The sequence below is a fragment of the Oceanimonas sp. AH20CE76 genome, from assembly GCF_039654065.1.
In the GTDB taxonomy this organism is placed as follows: domain Bacteria; phylum Pseudomonadota; class Gammaproteobacteria; order Enterobacterales; family Aeromonadaceae; genus Oceanimonas; species Oceanimonas smirnovii.
Window position 1 is genome coordinate 306,919 of the sequence record NZ_CP155481.1, and the last position, 15,582, is coordinate 322,500.

Here is a 15,582-nt window from a genome sequence, read left to right on the forward strand (position 1 = left end):
GTAAGAAAAAACGCGTTATATTCACTGTCTTGCAGATGTCTCAGGCCTGGCAGGTGATAGAAGAAAACCACCGGCAACTCGGGCAGCTGATAGCTTACAGCTTAAAGCTTACGGCTTTGTTTTTAGAAAGGAGTAACAGAATTATGGCACTTTGGGGTGGACGTTTTACTCAGGCCGCGGATACCCGCTTCAAGCAGTTCAATGACTCGCTGCGGTTCGACTACCGGCTGGCGGAGCAGGACATAGTGGGTTCTGTAGCCTGGTCTCAGGCACTGGCCAAGGTGGGGGTATTGACCGGCGAGGAGCAGCAGCGGCTGGAACAGGCGCTGAACGAGCTCAAGGCGCGGGTCGTGGCCGATCCGGAGCAGATCCTGCAATCCGACGCCGAAGACATTCACTCCTGGGTGGAAGGAGAGCTGATTGCCGCTGTCGGTGATCTGGGCAAGAAACTGCACACCGGCCGCAGCCGTAACGATCAGGTGGCTACCGATCTCAAGCTGTGGTGCAAAGCCCAGGTGCCGCTGCTGCTGGAGAAAATCGATACCCTGCAAAAGCAGCTGGTAAGCGTGGCCCGGGAACAGCAGGGCACCGTGCTGCCCGGTTACACTCACCTGCAGCGCGCCCAGCCGGTGACCTTTTCTCACTGGTGCCTGGCCTATGTGGAAATGCTGGAGCGGGATTACAGCCGGCTGCAGGATGCGGCTGCCCGCATGGATACCTGCCCGCTGGGCTCCGGTGCCCTGGCCGGCACCGGCTTCCCGGTAGACCGCCATGAACTGGCCAAATCTCTCGGTTTTGCCGGCCCGACCCGCAACAGCCTGGACTCCGTGTCCGACCGCGACCATGTGCTGGAGCTGATCAACTGTGCCGTCAACTCCATGATGCACCTGTCCCGCTTTGCCGAAGATCTGATCTTCTACAACTCTGGTGAGGCCGGCTTCCTCGAGCTGTCCGACGCCGTGACCTCCGGTTCCTCGCTGATGCCCCAGAAGAAGAACCCGGATGCGCTGGAGCTGATCCGCGGCAAGACCGGCCGGGTGTTTGGTGCCTATGCCGGCATGATGATGACCCTGAAGGCCCTGCCGCTGGCCTACAACAAAGACATGCAGGAAGACAAGGAAGGTCTGTTCGACGCCCTCGACACCTGGTACGACTGTCTGGAAATGGCCGAGATGGTACTGCACGACCTTAAGGTCAACGAAGACAAGACCCGGGAAGCGGCGCAGGGCGGTTACTCCAATGCCACCGAAATGGCCGACTATCTGGTGTCCAAGGGCATTCCGTTCCGGGAAGCGCACCACATAGTAGGTGCCATCGTCGTGCACGCCATCGGCAAGAAACTGCCGATGGAAGAACTGCCGCTGGAAGATTTTAAACAGTTCAGCGACGTGATTGCTGAAGACGTTTATCCGCGGCTGACCCTGGAATCGAGCCTGGCCAGCCGCTGCGCCCTGGGTGGCGTGGCCCCGGAACAGGTAGAAGTGGCGCTCACTAACGCCGAGCAGCACCTTCAGGCCCGCAAGTAAGCCGGTAACTGCCATTATGAGTCATTCCGGCCATGGAGCCGGAATCCACTCTGCGGGCAGCTGGTTAAAAAATAACAAAGCGGGCTTGCAACACAGTGCCAATCCCGTATAATGCCGCTCGCTTGGTTAACTTTATCAAGCGAGCCGAAAGGTTCATGCCAGGTAGCTCCTGGCTCTTACAGGCCCCCGATATGGTGGGCACCGTTGTTAAATCACACCCCCTCTTTCATATGAAGGAGCAGGCGGTGCTGGTTTTATGTTCTTTATCCAATTGGAGCTCTGGTAATGCAGAACCAAAGAATTCGTATCCGTCTGAAGGCGTTCGATCACCGTCTGATCGACCAGTCTACTGCGGAGATCGTAGAAACTGCCAAGCGCACCGGCGCCCAGGTTCGCGGTCCTATCCCGCTGCCGACGCGCAAAGAGCGCTACACCGTACTGGTATCTCCACACGTGAACAAAGATGCACGTGATCAGTACGAAATTCGTACTCACAAGCGTCTGGTCGACATCGTTGAGCCCACCGACAAAACTGTCGATGCGCTGATGCGTCTGGATCTGGCTGCTGGCGTAGACGTCCAGATCAGCCTGGGCTAATAACGGAAAGAGGTTTTATCAATGGCAATCGGTCTAGTAGGTCGTAAGCTGGGTATGACCCGTGTCTTCACCGAAGACGGCGTGTCCATCCCGGTCACCGTTATCGAAGTAGATGCCAACCGTGTTACCCAGGTGAAAACACTGGAACAGGATGGCTACGCGGCCATTCAGGTGACCGCTGGCACCAAGAAAGCGAACCGCATCACCAAACCGGAAGCTGGCCATTTCGCCAAAGCCGGTGTGGAAGCGGGCCGCGGTCTGTGGGAATTCCGCCTGGGTGAAGGCGAAGGCGACAGCATCGAAGTGGGTGCCGAGCTGAAAGTCGACATCTTTGCTGATGTCAAGAAAGTAGACGTTACCGGTACTTCCAAAGGTAAAGGTTTTGCTGGTGCTGTTAAGCGCTGGAACTTCCGTACTCAGGACATGACTCACGGCAACTCTCTGTCTCACCGCGCTCCGGGTTCTATTGGTCAGAACCAGTCTCCGGGCAAGGTATTCAAGGGCAAGAAAATGGCCGGTCACCTGGGCGCTGAGCGGGTAACCACTCAGAACCTGGAAGTGGTTCGCGTTGATGTTGATCGTAACCTGCTGCTCATTAAAGGTGCAGTTCCGGGTGCGACTAACGGCAACGTCATCGTTAAACCTGCCGTTAAAGCGTAACGTCTGAGGAGATAGTAATGGAATTGGTAATGAAAGACGCGCAAGGCGCTCTTGAAGTTTCCGAAACTACCTTCGGGCGTGAGTTCAACGAAGCTCTGGTGCATCAGGTTGTTGTGGCCTATGCCGCCGGTGCTCGTCAAGGTACTCGTGCTCAGAAGACCCGTTCCGAAGTGTCCGGCGGCGGCAAGAAGCCGTGGCGCCAGAAAGGCACCGGCCGGGCCCGTGCCGGTACCATCCGCTCTCCGATTTGGCGTTCCGGTGGTGTGACTTTTGCTGCTAAGCCGCAAGATCACAGCCAGAAGGTCAACAAGAAGATGTACCGTGGTGCCATCAAGAGCATCCTCTCTGAGCTGGTACGTCAAGAGCGTCTGATCGTGGTAGAGAAGTTCGGTGTGGAAGCGCCGAAAACCAAAGAACTGGTTGCCAAGCTGAAGCAGTGGGATCTGAACGACGTTCTGATCGTCACCGGTGAAGTGGACGAGAACCTGTTCCTGGCCGCCCGTAACCTGTACAAGGTTGACGTGCGTGACGTGGCCGGTATCGACCCGGTTTCTCTGATCGCGTTCGACAAGGTACTGGTAACTGCTGATGCAGTTAAGCAAATCGAGGAGATGCTGGCATGATCCGTGAAGAGCGTATTCTGAAAGTTCTGAAGGCGCCGCATGTCTCTGAAAAAAGCACCATGGTTGCCGAGAAGACCAACACCATCGTGTTCAAGGTTGCCAAGGACGCTACCAAAGCCGAAGTAAAGGCGGCGGTCGAGAAGCTGTTCGAAGTTGAAGTTAAAGATGTTCGCACGTTGCTGGTGAAGGGTAAAACCAAGCGCACCGGTAACCGCATTGGCCAGCGTTCCGACTGGAAAAAGGCCTACGTGACCCTGAAAGAAGGTCAGGACATCGACTTCGACGGTGCCGAGTAAGAGAGGAGTAATTAAAAATGGCAATTGTAAAATGTAAGCCTACTTCTCCGGGTCGCCGTCATGTCGTCAAGATCAGCAACCCGGAACTGTACAAAGGCAAGCCGTTTGCAGCCCTGCTGGACAAGAAGTCCAAGTCCGGTGGCCGCAACAACAACGGCCGCACCACTGTTCGTCATATCGGCGGTGGTCACAAGCAGCACTATCGTATGATCGACTTCAAGCGCAACAAGGACGGTATTCCGGCCAAGGTTGAGCGTCTTGAATATGATCCGAACCGCTCTGCCAACATCGCTCTGGTGCTGTATGCAGACGGTGAGCGTCGCTACATTCTGGCCCCGAAAGGTGTTCAGGCCGGCGACCAGCTGCTGTCCGGTGATGCTGCTCCGATCAAGGCCGGCAACAGCCTGCCGATGCGCAACATTCCCGTGGGCTCTACCGTTCACGCGATTGAAATGAAGCCTGGCAAAGGCGCGCAGATCGCCCGTTCTGCCGGTACTTATGCCCAGATCCTGGCTCGCGAAGGCAACTACGTGACCCTGCGTCTGCGCTCCGGCGAAGTACGCAAGGTGCTGGCCGAGTGCCGCGCCACCCTGGGTGAAGTTGGCAATGCTGAGCACATGCTGCGTCAGCTGGGTAAAGCCGGTGCACAGCGCTGGCGTGGTGTTCGTCCTACCGTACGTGGTGTGGCGATGAACCCGGTAGACCACCCGCACGGTGGTGGTGAAGGTCGTACCTCTGGTGGCCGTCATCCGGTTACTCCCTGGGGTAAACCTACCAAGGGCGCCAAAACCCGTAAAAACAAGCGTACCGACAAGTTCGTGGTACGTCACCGTAACAAGTAATAGTTTTTTAGAGGTATCACCATGCCACGTTCTCTCAAGAAAGGTCCGTTTATCGACCTGCACTTGCTGAAGAAGGTAGAGAAAGCGGTGGAAAGCGGGGATAAAAAGCCAATTAAAACCTGGTCCCGTCGTTCAATGATCATTCCGAACATGATCGGTTTGACCATCGCTGTCCATAATGGTCGTCAGCACGTACCTGTCTACGTTTCCGATGAAATGATCGGACACAAGCTGGGTGAATTTGCACCGACTCGTACTTATCGCGGCCATGTCGCTGATAAGAAGGCCAAGAAGCGTTAAGGGGTAAAAGATGGAAGCTATAGCTAAACACCGCTTTGCTCGTACTTCTGCCCAGAAGGCGCGCCTGGTAGCCGATCAAGTTCGCGGTTTGTCCGTAGACAAGGCACTGGATGTCCTGGCGTTCAGCCCCAAAAAGGCTGCCGTTCTGGTCAAGAAGGTACTGGAATCTGCCATTGCTAATGCCGAGCACAATGAAGGTGCGGATATCGATGAGCTGAAGGTGACCAAGATCTTCGTTGATGAAGGTCCCACCATGAAGCGTATTCGTCCTCGTGCCAAGGGCCGCGCGGACCGTATCATGAAGCGTACCAGCCACATTACTGTGGTTGTGTCCGACCGCTAAGAGGCTAGGAGATAAGCAATGGGCCAGAAAGTACATCCGAATGGTATTCGCTTAGGTATCACCAAGCCTTTTAATTCGACCTGGTTTGCGAATACCAAGGACTTCGCTGACAACCTGCACAGCGATTTTGAGGTACGTCAGTTCCTGAACAAGGAACTGAAAAACGCCTCCGTTTCTCGCGTCGTTATCGAGCGTCCGGCCAAGAGCATCCGTGTGACCATTCACACTGCTCGCCCGGGTGTTGTTATCGGCAAGAAAGGCGAAGACGTTGAAAAACTGCGCAAGCATGTAGCCAAACTGGCTGGCGTGCCTGCACAGATCAACATTTCCGAAGTGCGTAAGCCTGAGCTCGACGGTCAGCTGGTTGCCGATTCTATCGCTTCCCAGCTGGAGCGTCGCGTGATGTTCCGTCGCGCCATGAAGCGTGCGGTACAGAACGCCATGCGCATTGGCGCCAAGGGCATCAAGGTGGAAGTGAGCGGTCGTCTGGGCGGCGCTGAAATCGCGCGTACCGAATGGTACCGTGAAGGTCGTGTGCCTCTGCACACCCTGCGTGCCGATATCGACTACGCAACTTCTGAAGCATCTACCACTTACGGCATCATCGGCGTGAAGGTTTGGATCTTCAAGGGTGAGGTACTGGGCGGCCTGCAGGCTGTGGCTCAGGAACCCGCTCCGTCCAAGCCCAAGCGCAAAGGCCGCGGTAAGTAAGGAGACTCGGACATGTTGCAACCAAAACGTACGAAATTCCGTAAAGTCCACAAAGGCCGTAACCGCGGTGTGGCGACCTCAGGCAACCTGGTAGCATTTGGTTCCTTTGGTCTCAAGGCGACTACGCGTGGACGTATCACTGCTCGTCAGATCGAAGCAGCACGTCGTGCCATGACTCGTCACGTCAAGCGTCAAGGCAAGATCTGGATCCGTATCTTCCCGGACAAGCCGATTACCGAAAAGCCCCTGGAAGTACGTATGGGTAAAGGTAAGGGTAACGTGGAGTACTGGGTAGCACAGATCCAGCCGGGTCGTGTTCTGTACGAAATGGATGGTGTACCGGAAGCGCTGGCTCGCGAAGCCTTTGCCCTGGCTGCTGCCAAACTGCCCGTAAGAACCACTTTTGTAACTCGGACGGTGATGTGATGAAAGCACAAGATCTGCGTGAGAAGAGTGTTGAAGAACTGAACCAGGAACTGCTGGGCCTGCTGCGCGAGCAGTTTAACCTGCGCATGCAAGCGAGCACTGGCCAGCTGGCTCAGACTCACAACCTCAAAACGGTACGTCGCGACATCGCGCGTGTTAAGACTGTTCTGAATGAAAAGGCAGGTGCCTAAGATGAGCGAACAAACCATTCGTACTCTGCAGGGCCGTGTAGTAAGCGACAAGATGGACAAGTCCATCACTGTGGCTATCAACCGCTTCGTGAAACACCCGATCTACGGTAAGTACATCAAGCGCACTACCAAGCTGCACGTTCATGATGAGAACAACGAGTGCAAGGCCGGCGACGTCGTGACCATTCGCGAATGCCGTCCTCTGTCCAAGACCAAGTCCTGGACCCTGGTAAAAATCATTGAGCGTCCGGTTAAAGCCTAACGTTCTCTGATATACTACTCAGGTCAAACGGCCCCTTGATGGGCCGTTTGTTTTTTACGCTACCCTTTCGCATTTGGCGGTGCTATAATGCCGCGCCTTCTTTGGCAGCCAACATGCCCTGAAAGGGGTTTTAACGTAGTAAATTTAGCGGAGCACTAACATGATCCAAATGCAAAGTATGCTGGACGTGGCCGACAACTCCGGCGCGCGCAGCGTAATGTGTATTAAGGTCCTGGGTGGCTCGCACCGTCGCTATGCCGGTATCGGCGACATCATCAAAATTACTGTTAAGGAAGCAATTCCGCGCGGTAAGGTTAAAAAAGGTGATGTAATGAACGCGGTGGTCGTACGCACCCGTAAAGGCGTTCGTCGTCCGGACGGCTCTGTCATCCGTTTCGACCGTAATGCGGCAGTGATTCTTAACAACAATCACCAGCCGATCGGTACTCGTATTTTTGGCCCGGTGACTCGTGAACTTCGTAATGAGAAGTTTATGAAGATTGTTTCACTGGCACCTGAAGTACTGTAAGGAGTCAAACGATGGCAGCTAAAATCCGTCGCGATGACGAAGTCATCATTCTTACCGGCAAGGACAAGGGCAAGCGTGGCACTGTCACCAAAGTCCTGACCGCGGAAGGTAAGGTAATCGTCTCTGGTATTAACATGGTCAAGAAGCACCAGAAGCCCGTACCCCAACTGGGTCAGGCTGGCGGTATCATCGACCTGGAAGCACCGATTGACGTTTCTAACGTAGCGCTGTTCAACTCTGCCTCTGGCAAGGCTGACCGCGTAGGTTTCCGGATTGAAGACGGCAAAAAAGTCCGTTTCTTCAAATCCACCGGCGAACTTGTGAAGTAATTGGAGTAATACGATGGCGAAACTGCATGATTACTACAACGAAACTGTAGTAAAAGAACTGATGAGCCAGTTCGGGTATAAGTCTATCATGCAAGTCCCTCGGATTGAGAAAATCACCCTGAACATGGGTGTGGGTGAAGCACTGGCTGATAAAAAAATCCTGGACAATGCTGCTGCCGATCTGGCTGCCATTTCCGGTCAAAAGCCGCTGGTCACCAAAGCTCGTAAATCCGTTGCTGGCTTCAAAATCCGTGAAGGCTACCCCATTGGTTGTAAAGTAACTCTGCGCGGCGAGCGTATGTGGGAGTTCCTGGAGCGTCTGATTTGTATCTCTATCCCCCGGATCCGTGACTTCCGTGGCCTGAACCCTAAGTCGTTCGATGGTCGTGGTAACTACTCCATGGGTGTGCGTGAGCAAATCATTTTCCCTGAAATCGATTATGACAAAGTAGATCGTGTACGTGGTCTGGATATCACCATCACTACTTCTGCTCAGTCAAACGAAGAAGGTCGTGCTCTGCTGGCTGCCTTTGACTTCCCATTCCGTAAGTAAGGTGTAGGGTTATGGCAAAACAATCAATGAAAGCTCGCGAAGTCAAGCGCGAAAAGCTGGCTGACAAATACGCAGCCAAGCGTCGTGAATTGAAAGCAATCATTTCCGACGTGAAGACTTCTGATGAAGACCGTTGGGACGCAGTGCTCAAGCTGCAGCAACTGCCCCGTGACGCAAGCCCGTCTCGTCAGCGTAACCGCTGCAACATCACCGGTCGTCCGCATGGTTTCCTGCGGAAATTCGGCCTGAGCCGCATCAAGGTGCGTGAGCTCATGATGAAGGGTGAAATTCCGGGCCTGAAGAAGGCTTCTTGGTAAGCGAACACGGGAGTAATACACAATGAGCATGCAAGATCCGATCGCGGATATGCTGACCCGCATCCGCAACGGTCAGGCAGCCAACAAAGTTGCTGTCTCCATGCCTTCCTCCAAAGTAAAAGTGGCGATTGCCCAGGTACTGAAAGAAGAAGGTTATATCACTGACTACGCCGTTGCCGGTGACACCAAGGCCGAACTGGAAGTTACTTTGAAGTACTTCGAGGGTAATCCTGTGGTAGAACTGCTGCAGCGCGTAAGCCGCCCCGGTCTGCGCATCTATAAGAAGCGCGACGAGCTGCCGAAAGTAATGGCCGGCATGGGTGTGGCCATCGTTTCCACGTCTAAAGGTGTGATGACCGACCGTGCCGCGCGTAAAGCCGGTATGGGTGGTGAGATCATCTGCTACGTTGCTTAAGGGGAGTAGATATGTCTCGCATAGCTAAGGCACCTATCGACATTCCTGCCGGCGTAGAAGTGACGTTGAACGGTCAGGAAATCACCATCAAGGGTAGCCAGGGTACGCTGAGCCGTACTGTTAATGCTGCCGTTGAAATCAGCCAGAACGACAACCAGTTGACGTTCGCCCCCCGTGAAAACGTGGATGGCGCCAATGCCCAGGCCGGTACTGCCCGCTCCCTGGTCAACAACATGGTTATCGGTGTTACCCAAGGCTTCGAACGCAAGCTGCAGCTGGTTGGTGTGGGTTATCGTGCCCAGATGAAAGGCAATGCAATTGCACTGTCTCTGGGTTTCTCTCATCCGGTTGAGCATGCGCTGCCTGAAGGCGTATCCGCTGAATGTCCTTCCCAGACCGAGATCGTTCTCAAGTCTGCCGACAAACAGCTGATTGGTCAGGTTGCTGCCAACATCCGTGCGTACCGCAAGCCAGAGCCTTACAAAGGCAAGGGTGTTCGCTATTTCGGCGAGCAGGTTCGCAGCAAAGAGGCTAAGAAGAAGTAAGGTAACACTATGGACAAAAAAGCAGCTCGTATCCGCCGTGCTACTAAAGCACGCAAAAAGATGCTGGAACTGGGTGCTACTCGCCTGGTGGTTCACCGTACTCCGCGCCACATCTATGCCCAGGTTATTTCATCAGACAGCACCGCTGTTCTGGCTTCAGCGTCTACCGTTGAAAAGTCTGTTCGTGAACAGGTGAAATCTACCGGTAACATCGATGCCGCCGCGCTGATCGGTAAAATCATCGCTGAGCGTGCGCTCGAGAAAGGTGTTAAAGAGGTCGCTTTTGACCGTTCCGGTTTCCAATATCACGGTCGTGTAGCCGCTCTGGCTGCAGCTGCCCGTGAAGCTGGTCTTCAGTTCTAAGGTGGAGTCGAAAATGGCAAAAATCGAAGCTCAAGCCGGTGAACTGCAAGAGAAGCTCATTGCAGTAAACCGTGTATCAAAAGTTGTAAAAGGTGGTCGTATCTTCTCCTTCACCGCACTGACTGTGGTAGGTGATGGTAACGGTCGCGTTGGTTTTGGTTACGGCAAGGCCCGTGAAGTACCCGCCGCCATTCAAAAGGCGATGGAACAGGCTCGTCGCAACATGCGTACCGTTGGTCTGAACAACGGCACCCTGTTTCACCCGGTCAAGGGTCGTCACTCCGGTTCCAACGTGTTCATGCAGCCCGCTTCCGAGGGTACCGGTATTATCGCCGGTGGTGCCATGCGCGCCGTTCTGGAAGTAGCTGGTGTGCACAACGTGCTGGCCAAGACCTACGGTTCCACCAACCCGAACAACGTTGTTCGCGCTACCATCGACGCTCTGGCTCATATGAAGTCGCCTGAGCAAGTCGCTGCCAAGCGTGGTCTGCGCGTTGACGAAATTCTGGGGTAATGCGCCATGACTAACAAGACTGTAAAAGTTACTCAGACTCGTAGCTCCATCGGCCGTCTGCCTAAGCACAAGGCAACACTGCGTGGTCTCGGTCTGCGTCGCATTGGTCACACCGTCGAGCTGGAAGATACAGCTTGTGTACGCGGTATGATCAACCAGGTTTACTACATGGTTAAGGTAGAGGAGTAATCGCATGCGTTTGAATACTCTGTCTCCTGCCGCCGGCTCCAAGCCTTCCGCCAAGCGCGTAGGCCGTGGTATCGGTTCCGGTCTGGGCAAGACCGGTGGCCGCGGCCACAAGGGTCAAAAGTCCCGTTCCGGTGGTAAGGTTCGCAATGGTTTTGAAGGCGGTCAGATGCCGCTGAAACAGCGTCTGCCGAAGTTTGGTTTTACTTCGCGCAAGTCTCTGGTCAGTGCTGAAGTTCGCTTGAGTGAACTGGCGAAAGTTGAAGGCGACGTGGTGGATCTGAACACCCTGAAGCAGGCTGGCGTTCTGACCAAGAACATCCAGTTCGCCAAGGTTGTACTGTCCGGTACCATTGACCGTCAAGTGACTGTGGTTGGTCTCGGTGTCACCAAAGGTGCCCGTGCTGCCATTGAAGCCGCCGGCGGTAAAATCGAGGAATAATAAGTACTATGGCCAAGAAACCAGGATTAGAAGCTAAAAACGCACAGGGCGGGCTGAGTGAACTGAAAAGCCGTCTGCTTTTCGTTCTGATCGCGATTGTCGTGTTCCGCACCGGCTCCTATGTGCCTATTCCTGGTATTGACGCCGCCGTACTTGCCGACTTGTTCCAGCAACAACAGGGCACCATCATTGAAATGTTTAACATGTTCAGTGGTGGCGCTCTGGAACGAGCGTCCATACTGGCGCTGGGGATAATGCCGTATATTTCTGCGTCCATTATCATTCAGCTGCTGACTGTGGTTCACCCTCCCTTGGCCGAGCTCAAGAAGGAAGGTGAGGCGGGTCGCCGCAAAATCAGTCAGTATACCCGTTATGGTACGCTGGTTCTGGGCACCATTCAGGCCATTGGTATTGCCACCGGTCTGCCGAACATGATGCCTGGCCTGGTGATTAATCCGGGTCTTGCATTCTACTTTACGGCAGTGGTGAGCCTGGTTACCGGTACCATGTTTTTGATGTGGTTGGGTGAGCAGATTACCGAAAGAGGCATTGGTAATGGTATCTCGTTGATTATTTTCACGGGTATTGTTGCCGGCCTGCCTTCGGCCATCGGTGCCACGGCAGAGCAGGCGCGTCAGGGGGAATTGCACATTCTGTTGCTGTTGCTACTGGCCGTAATCGTGTTTGCTGTGACCTACTTCGTGGTATTTGTTGAGCGTGGTCAGCGCCGCATTGTGGTGAACTATGCCAAGCGTCAACAAGGCCGCCAGGTATTCGCGGCACAGAGTACACACCTGCCCCTGAAAGTGAACATGGCGGGGGTTATTCCAGCGATTTTCGCATCCAGCATTATTCTTTTCCCGGGTACTGTGGCCTCATGGTTCGGTCAGGGTGAAGGTGTGGTGGCCAACGTGTTGCAGGAGATCTCTCTCACACTGCAGCCCGGTCAGCCGCTGTATGTAATGTTGTATGCCGCTGCCATTATCTTCTTTTGTTTCTTCTATACCGCGCTGGTGTTCAATCCGCGCGAGACAGCAGATAACCTGAAGAAGAGTGGTGCTTTTATTCCGGGTATTCGCCCGGGTGAGCAGACAGCGCGCTATATAGATAAGATAATGACTCGCCTGACCCTGGTTGGTGCGCTGTACATTACCTTTATCTGTCTGGTTCCACAGTTTCTTATGACAGCCTGGAACGTCCAGTTCTACTTTGGTGGTACCTCGCTGTTAATTATTGTGGTCGTCATCATGGATTTCATGGCTCAGGTGCAAACCCACATGATGTCTCATCAGTATGGCGATGTCCTGAGAAAAGCGAACCTGAAAGGCTACAACCGCTAAGGTTCGGTTATTTACGGAGTTAAGCAATGAAAGTCCGTGCTTCCGTTAAGGCTATTTGCCGTAACTGCAAGATCATCAAGCGTCACGGTGTGATTCGCGTGATCTGCACCTCTGACCCCAAGCACAAGCAGCGTCAGGGTTAAAGGCTAAAAAAGTTACGATTTAGCTTGAAAATTGAAGGCAGGCTGGCTAAAGTAGCCAGCCACCTTCGTTAGGTGAAAAGTTCAGCCATTACGTATCCTCGACGGGCTTTGTAATGGCTTTTTATTCGTTAATATGTAGGAGTGCATAGTGGCCCGTATCGCTGGCATTAACATTCCTGACCATAAACATGCCGTCATTGCTTTGACCGCTATTTATGGCGTCGGTCGTACCCGCTCCAAGGCTATTTGTGCCGCAGCCGGTATCGCTGAGAATGTGAAAATTAAAGAATTGGATGAAGCTCAGGTAGAATCTCTGCGTGAGCAAGTGGCCAAGTTTACCGTTGAAGGTGACCTGCGCCGCGAGATCTCCATGAACATCAAGCGTCTGATGGACCTGGGTTGTTACCGTGGCCTGCGTCATCGTCGCAGCCTCCCTGTTCGCGGTCAGCGCACCAAGACCAATGCTCGTACGCGCAAAGGTCCTCGTAAACCGATCAAGAAATAACGGGAAGGTAGATCATGGCTAAAACTCCGGCTCGTAGCGCACGTAAGCGCGTTAAAAAGCAGGTGAGCGACGGTATCGCCCACGTACATGCTTCTTTCAACAACACCATCGTAACCATCACCGACCGTCAGGGTAATGCTCTGTCTTGGGCAACTGCCGGTGGTTCAGGTTTCCGTGGTTCCCGCAAATCCACCCCGTTCGCTGCTCAGGTAGCTGCCGAGCGCGCTGGTGACGTTGCCAAGGAATACGGTGTCAAGAACCTGGAAGTAATGGTTAAAGGTCCGGGTCCGGGCCGCGAGTCATCCATCCGTGCGTTGAATGCTGCGGGTTTCCGCATCACCAACATCACCGATGTGACTCCCATCCCGCACAACGGTTGTCGTCCTCCCAAGAAGCGCCGCGTATAACGTTTCTTGTAGGATAGTTGGAGAAAGAACATGGCAAGATATCTGGGTCCCAAGCTCAAACTGAGCCGTCGCGAGGGCACTGACCTCTTCCTGAAGTCAGGTGTTCGCGCGATCGATTCAAAATGTAAAATTGATACCGCACCCGGTCAGCACGGCGCTCGTAAGCCCCGTCTGTCTGACTACGGTGTACAGCTGCGTGAAAAGCAAAAAGTTCGTCGTATCTACGGCGTGCTGGAAAAGCAATTCCGCAACTACTACAAAGAAGCTGCGCGCCTGAAAGGCAACACTGGTGAGAACCTGCTGCAGCTGCTGGAAGGTCGTCTGGACAACGTTGTATACCGCATGGGCTTTGGTGCTACCCGCGCCGAGTCTCGCCAGCTGGTGAGCCACAAGGCCATCCTGGTAAACGGTCAGGTTGTTAACATTCCTTCCTTCCAAGTTTCTCCCGAAGACGTAGTCAGCGTTCGCGAGAAGGCCAAGAAGCAAGCCCGGATCAAAGCTTCCCTGGAGCTGTCCGGTCAACGTGAAAAGCCGACTTGGGTAGAAATTGACGCTACTAACATGCAAGGCACCTACAAGCGCCTGCCTGAGCGTAGCGACCTGTCTGCCGAAATTAATGAACAGCTGATCGTCGAGCTTTACTCCAAGTAAAGCCAGCTTCTAAGAGAGGACACAATGCAGGGTTCTGTAACAGATTTTCTTAAGCCGCGTCTGGTTGATATTGAACAAATCACCCAGACTCATGCCAAAGTGACTCTCGAGCCGCTGGAGCGTGGCTTTGGTCATACACTGGGTAATGCGCTGCGTCGTATTCTGCTTTCTTCCATGCCCGGCTGTGCCATCACCGAAGTTGAACTCGACGGTGTTTTGCACGAGTACAGCAGCAAGGAAGGTATCCAGGAAGATATTCTGGAAATCCTGCTCAACCTCAAAGAGGTTGCCATCAAGCTGGAAGGCAAGGACGAGGTTACCCTGTCACTGACCAAAACTGGTGCAGGTCCCGTAACTGCAGGCGACATCACTCACGGTGATGACGTCGAGATCGTTAACCCAGAGCACGTCATCTGTCATCTGACTGGGGACGACGCCGAGATCAGCATGCGTCTGAAAGTGCAGCGCGGCCGGGGCTATGTACCTGCCTCTGCCCGCGCTCACACCGAAGATGACGAGCGTCCGATTGGTCGCCTGTTGCTGGACGCGGCTTACAGCCCCGTGGTTCGTATCGCCTATAATGTAGAGGCGGCCCGTGTTGAACAGCGTACCGATCTGGATAAGCTGGTTATCGACATGGAGACCAACGGCACCCTGGATCCTGAAGAGGCCATTCGCCGTGCAGCCACCATCATGGCTGAGCAGCTGGAAGCCTTTGTGGATCTGCGTGACGTCAGCGAGCCGGAAGAGAAAGAAGACAAACCTGAGTTCGATCCTATCCTGCTGCGTCCTGTCGACGATCTGGAACTGACAGTTCGTTCTGCGAACTGTCTGAAGGCAGAAGCGATCCATTACATTGGTGATCTGGTACAGCGTACCGAGGTGGAGCTGCTGAAGACTCCCAACCTGGGTAAAAAATCTCTTACCGAGATTAAAGACGTGTTGGCGTCTCGTGGTTTGTCTCTGGGCATGCGCCTGGAGAATTGGCCGCCTGCCAGCATTGCTGATGAATAAACCGGATCACAGGTTTTACCGATTTAGTTAGGAAGGATTAGGTCATGCGCCATCGTAAGAGTGGTCGTCAACTGAACCGGAACAGCAGCCACCGTCAGGCGATGTTCCGCAACATGGCCAGCTCCTTGGTTCGTCATGAAGTTATCAAGACGACTCTGCCCAAGGCAAAAGAGCTGCGTCGTGTGGTTGAACCTCTGATCACACTGGCCAAGAGCGACAGCGTTGCTAACCGTCGCCTGGCATTTGCCCGTACTCGCGACAGCGAAGTAGTTGGCAAACTGTTCAACGAACTGGGACCTCGCTACCAGGAGCGTCCGGGTGGTTACACCCGCATCCTGAAGTGTGGTTTCCGCGCTGGTGACAACGCCCCTATGGCTTATATTGAGCTGGTAGGTCGCGACATCGAAGCGCAAGAAGCAGCTGCTTCTGAAGAGTAAAAACAAAAGCCGGGTTCGCCCGGCTTTTTCTTTATTAGCCCATTTTCATTATCTTTCGTTAACCTTCCCCGCATTATCGTCATTCTGACTTCACTACTTTCTTTTTTCTGAAAGC

The 15,582-nt window shown here is 53.9% G+C and carries 29 protein-coding genes; all 29 read left to right on the top strand.

From position 1 onward, the window contains the following. Window positions 1–143: 143 nt before the first annotated feature. The 29 genes from argH to rplQ all read left to right on the top strand — a co-directional run bounded on the left by argH (window position 144) and on the right by rplQ (window position 15,467). On the top strand, window positions 144–1,526 hold the full coding sequence (gene argH / locus N2M06_RS01540; protein ID WP_019935852.1) for an argininosuccinate lyase: 1,383 nt from the start codon (window positions 144–146) through the stop codon (window positions 1,524–1,526). A 285-nt stretch (window positions 1,527–1,811) separates the two neighbouring features. After that, window positions 1,812–2,123, top strand: a complete 312-nt coding sequence (gene rpsJ, locus N2M06_RS01545) for a 30S ribosomal protein S10 (protein ID WP_014290685.1) — start codon at window positions 1,812–1,814, stop codon at window positions 2,121–2,123. A gap of 21 nt (window positions 2,124–2,144) precedes the next feature. Beyond that, entirely contained in the window at window positions 2,145–2,783 is a 639-nt protein-coding gene (gene rplC, locus N2M06_RS01550) for a 50S ribosomal protein L3 (RefSeq protein WP_019935853.1), read from the top strand. A gap of 17 nt (window positions 2,784–2,800) precedes the next feature. Then, the gene (gene rplD, locus N2M06_RS01555; RefSeq protein ID WP_014290683.1) at window positions 2,801–3,406 is read left to right on the top strand and encodes a 50S ribosomal protein L4; all 606 of its coding nucleotides are present in this window, start codon (window positions 2,801–2,803) and stop codon (window positions 3,404–3,406) included. After that, a complete protein-coding gene (gene rplW / locus N2M06_RS01560; protein WP_342661943.1) occupies window positions 3,406–3,702 on the top strand; it encodes a 50S ribosomal protein L23 in 297 nt (98 codons plus the stop codon). Before rplD ends, rplW begins: the two co-directional genes overlap by 1 nt. A 17-nt stretch (window positions 3,703–3,719) precedes the next feature. Further along, window positions 3,720–4,544: a 50S ribosomal protein L2 gene (gene rplB / locus N2M06_RS01565; protein WP_317074625.1), complete on the top strand. Its 825-nt coding sequence runs from the start codon at window positions 3,720–3,722 to the stop codon at window positions 4,542–4,544. A 21-nt stretch (window positions 4,545–4,565) separates the two neighbouring features. Beyond that, complete coding sequence (gene rpsS, locus N2M06_RS01570; protein WP_014290680.1) at window positions 4,566–4,844, top strand: 30S ribosomal protein S19; 279 nt, start codon at window positions 4,566–4,568, stop codon at window positions 4,842–4,844. Between the two features lie 10 nt (window positions 4,845–4,854). Further along, window positions 4,855–5,187 carry a 50S ribosomal protein L22 gene (gene rplV, locus N2M06_RS01575; RefSeq protein WP_019935856.1) on the top strand — a complete coding sequence of 111 codons (333 nt, stop codon included), beginning with the start codon at window positions 4,855–4,857 and terminating at the stop codon, window positions 5,185–5,187. 18 nt (window positions 5,188–5,205) lie between these two features. Beyond that, window positions 5,206–5,898, top strand: a complete 693-nt coding sequence (gene rpsC / locus N2M06_RS01580; protein ID WP_019935857.1) for a 30S ribosomal protein S3 — start codon at window positions 5,206–5,208, stop codon at window positions 5,896–5,898. Between the two features lie 12 nt (window positions 5,899–5,910). Beyond that, window positions 5,911–6,324 carry a 50S ribosomal protein L16 gene (rplP, locus tag N2M06_RS01585; RefSeq protein WP_019935858.1) on the top strand — a complete coding sequence of 138 codons (414 nt, stop codon included), beginning with the start codon at window positions 5,911–5,913 and terminating at the stop codon, window positions 6,322–6,324. After that, window positions 6,324–6,515: a 50S ribosomal protein L29 gene (gene rpmC, locus N2M06_RS01590; RefSeq protein ID WP_014290676.1), complete on the top strand. Its 192-nt coding sequence runs from the start codon at window positions 6,324–6,326 to the stop codon at window positions 6,513–6,515. The genes rplP and rpmC overlap by 1 nt, the downstream gene beginning before the upstream one ends. Before the next feature lies 1 nt (window position 6,516). Continuing rightward, on the top strand, window positions 6,517–6,777 hold the full coding sequence (rpsQ, locus tag N2M06_RS01595) for a 30S ribosomal protein S17 (RefSeq protein WP_019935859.1): 261 nt from the start codon (window positions 6,517–6,519) through the stop codon (window positions 6,775–6,777). A 160-nt stretch (window positions 6,778–6,937) separates the two neighbouring features. Continuing rightward, window positions 6,938–7,306, top strand: coding sequence for a 50S ribosomal protein L14 (gene rplN, locus N2M06_RS01600; protein WP_019935860.1), 369 nt, complete (start codon window positions 6,938–6,940; stop codon window positions 7,304–7,306). A gap of 11 nt (window positions 7,307–7,317) precedes the next feature. After that, a complete protein-coding gene (rplX, locus tag N2M06_RS01605; protein ID WP_019935861.1) occupies window positions 7,318–7,635 on the top strand; it encodes a 50S ribosomal protein L24 in 318 nt (105 codons plus the stop codon). 13 nt (window positions 7,636–7,648) lie between these two features. Beyond that, window positions 7,649–8,188, top strand: coding sequence for a 50S ribosomal protein L5 (gene rplE, locus N2M06_RS01610; protein WP_019935862.1), 540 nt, complete (start codon window positions 7,649–7,651; stop codon window positions 8,186–8,188). 11 nt (window positions 8,189–8,199) lie between these two features. Continuing rightward, window positions 8,200–8,505 carry a 30S ribosomal protein S14 gene (rpsN, locus tag N2M06_RS01615; protein WP_026344927.1) on the top strand — a complete coding sequence of 102 codons (306 nt, stop codon included), beginning with the start codon at window positions 8,200–8,202 and terminating at the stop codon, window positions 8,503–8,505. Between the two features lie 22 nt (window positions 8,506–8,527). Then, window positions 8,528–8,920, top strand: coding sequence for a 30S ribosomal protein S8 (rpsH, locus tag N2M06_RS01620; protein ID WP_019935864.1), 393 nt, complete (start codon window positions 8,528–8,530; stop codon window positions 8,918–8,920). A gap of 11 nt (window positions 8,921–8,931) precedes the next feature. Beyond that, window positions 8,932–9,465, top strand: coding sequence for a 50S ribosomal protein L6 (gene rplF, locus N2M06_RS01625; protein ID WP_019935865.1), 534 nt, complete (start codon window positions 8,932–8,934; stop codon window positions 9,463–9,465). 9 nt (window positions 9,466–9,474) lie between these two features. Next, complete coding sequence (gene rplR / locus N2M06_RS01630; RefSeq protein WP_019935866.1) at window positions 9,475–9,828, top strand: 50S ribosomal protein L18; 354 nt, start codon at window positions 9,475–9,477, stop codon at window positions 9,826–9,828. 13 nt (window positions 9,829–9,841) lie between these two features. Further along, entirely contained in the window at window positions 9,842–10,342 is a 501-nt protein-coding gene (gene rpsE / locus N2M06_RS01635; protein WP_019935867.1) for a 30S ribosomal protein S5, read from the top strand. Window positions 10,343–10,348: 6 nt separating this feature from the next. Next, window positions 10,349–10,531 carry a 50S ribosomal protein L30 gene (gene rpmD, locus N2M06_RS01640; RefSeq protein WP_083928725.1) on the top strand — a complete coding sequence of 61 codons (183 nt, stop codon included), beginning with the start codon at window positions 10,349–10,351 and terminating at the stop codon, window positions 10,529–10,531. 4 nt (window positions 10,532–10,535) lie between these two features. Next, window positions 10,536–10,970, top strand: coding sequence for a 50S ribosomal protein L15 (gene rplO, locus N2M06_RS01645; RefSeq protein ID WP_014290665.1), 435 nt, complete (start codon window positions 10,536–10,538; stop codon window positions 10,968–10,970). Between the two features lie 8 nt (window positions 10,971–10,978). After that, entirely contained in the window at window positions 10,979–12,310 is a 1,332-nt protein-coding gene (gene secY, locus N2M06_RS01650; RefSeq protein WP_346351399.1) for a preprotein translocase subunit SecY, read from the top strand. Window positions 12,311–12,336: 26 nt separating this feature from the next. Then, window positions 12,337–12,453 carry a 50S ribosomal protein L36 gene (gene rpmJ / locus N2M06_RS01655; RefSeq protein WP_014290663.1) on the top strand — a complete coding sequence of 39 codons (117 nt, stop codon included), beginning with the start codon at window positions 12,337–12,339 and terminating at the stop codon, window positions 12,451–12,453. Window positions 12,454–12,601: 148 nt separating this feature from the next. Further along, window positions 12,602–12,958 carry a 30S ribosomal protein S13 gene (gene rpsM, locus N2M06_RS01660; RefSeq protein ID WP_019935869.1) on the top strand — a complete coding sequence of 119 codons (357 nt, stop codon included), beginning with the start codon at window positions 12,602–12,604 and terminating at the stop codon, window positions 12,956–12,958. 14 nt (window positions 12,959–12,972) lie between these two features. After that, window positions 12,973–13,365, top strand: coding sequence for a 30S ribosomal protein S11 (rpsK, locus tag N2M06_RS01665; protein WP_019935870.1), 393 nt, complete (start codon window positions 12,973–12,975; stop codon window positions 13,363–13,365). 30 nt (window positions 13,366–13,395) lie between these two features. Further along, a complete protein-coding gene (rpsD, locus tag N2M06_RS01670) occupies window positions 13,396–14,016 on the top strand; it encodes a 30S ribosomal protein S4 (RefSeq protein ID WP_019935871.1) in 621 nt (206 codons plus the stop codon). A gap of 24 nt (window positions 14,017–14,040) precedes the next feature. Further along, window positions 14,041–15,030, top strand: coding sequence for a DNA-directed RNA polymerase subunit alpha (gene rpoA / locus N2M06_RS01675; protein WP_019935872.1), 990 nt, complete (start codon window positions 14,041–14,043; stop codon window positions 15,028–15,030). 44 nt (window positions 15,031–15,074) lie between these two features. Continuing rightward, entirely contained in the window at window positions 15,075–15,467 is a 393-nt protein-coding gene (gene rplQ / locus N2M06_RS01680; RefSeq protein ID WP_019935873.1) for a 50S ribosomal protein L17, read from the top strand. Window positions 15,468–15,582 lie beyond the last annotated feature (115 nt).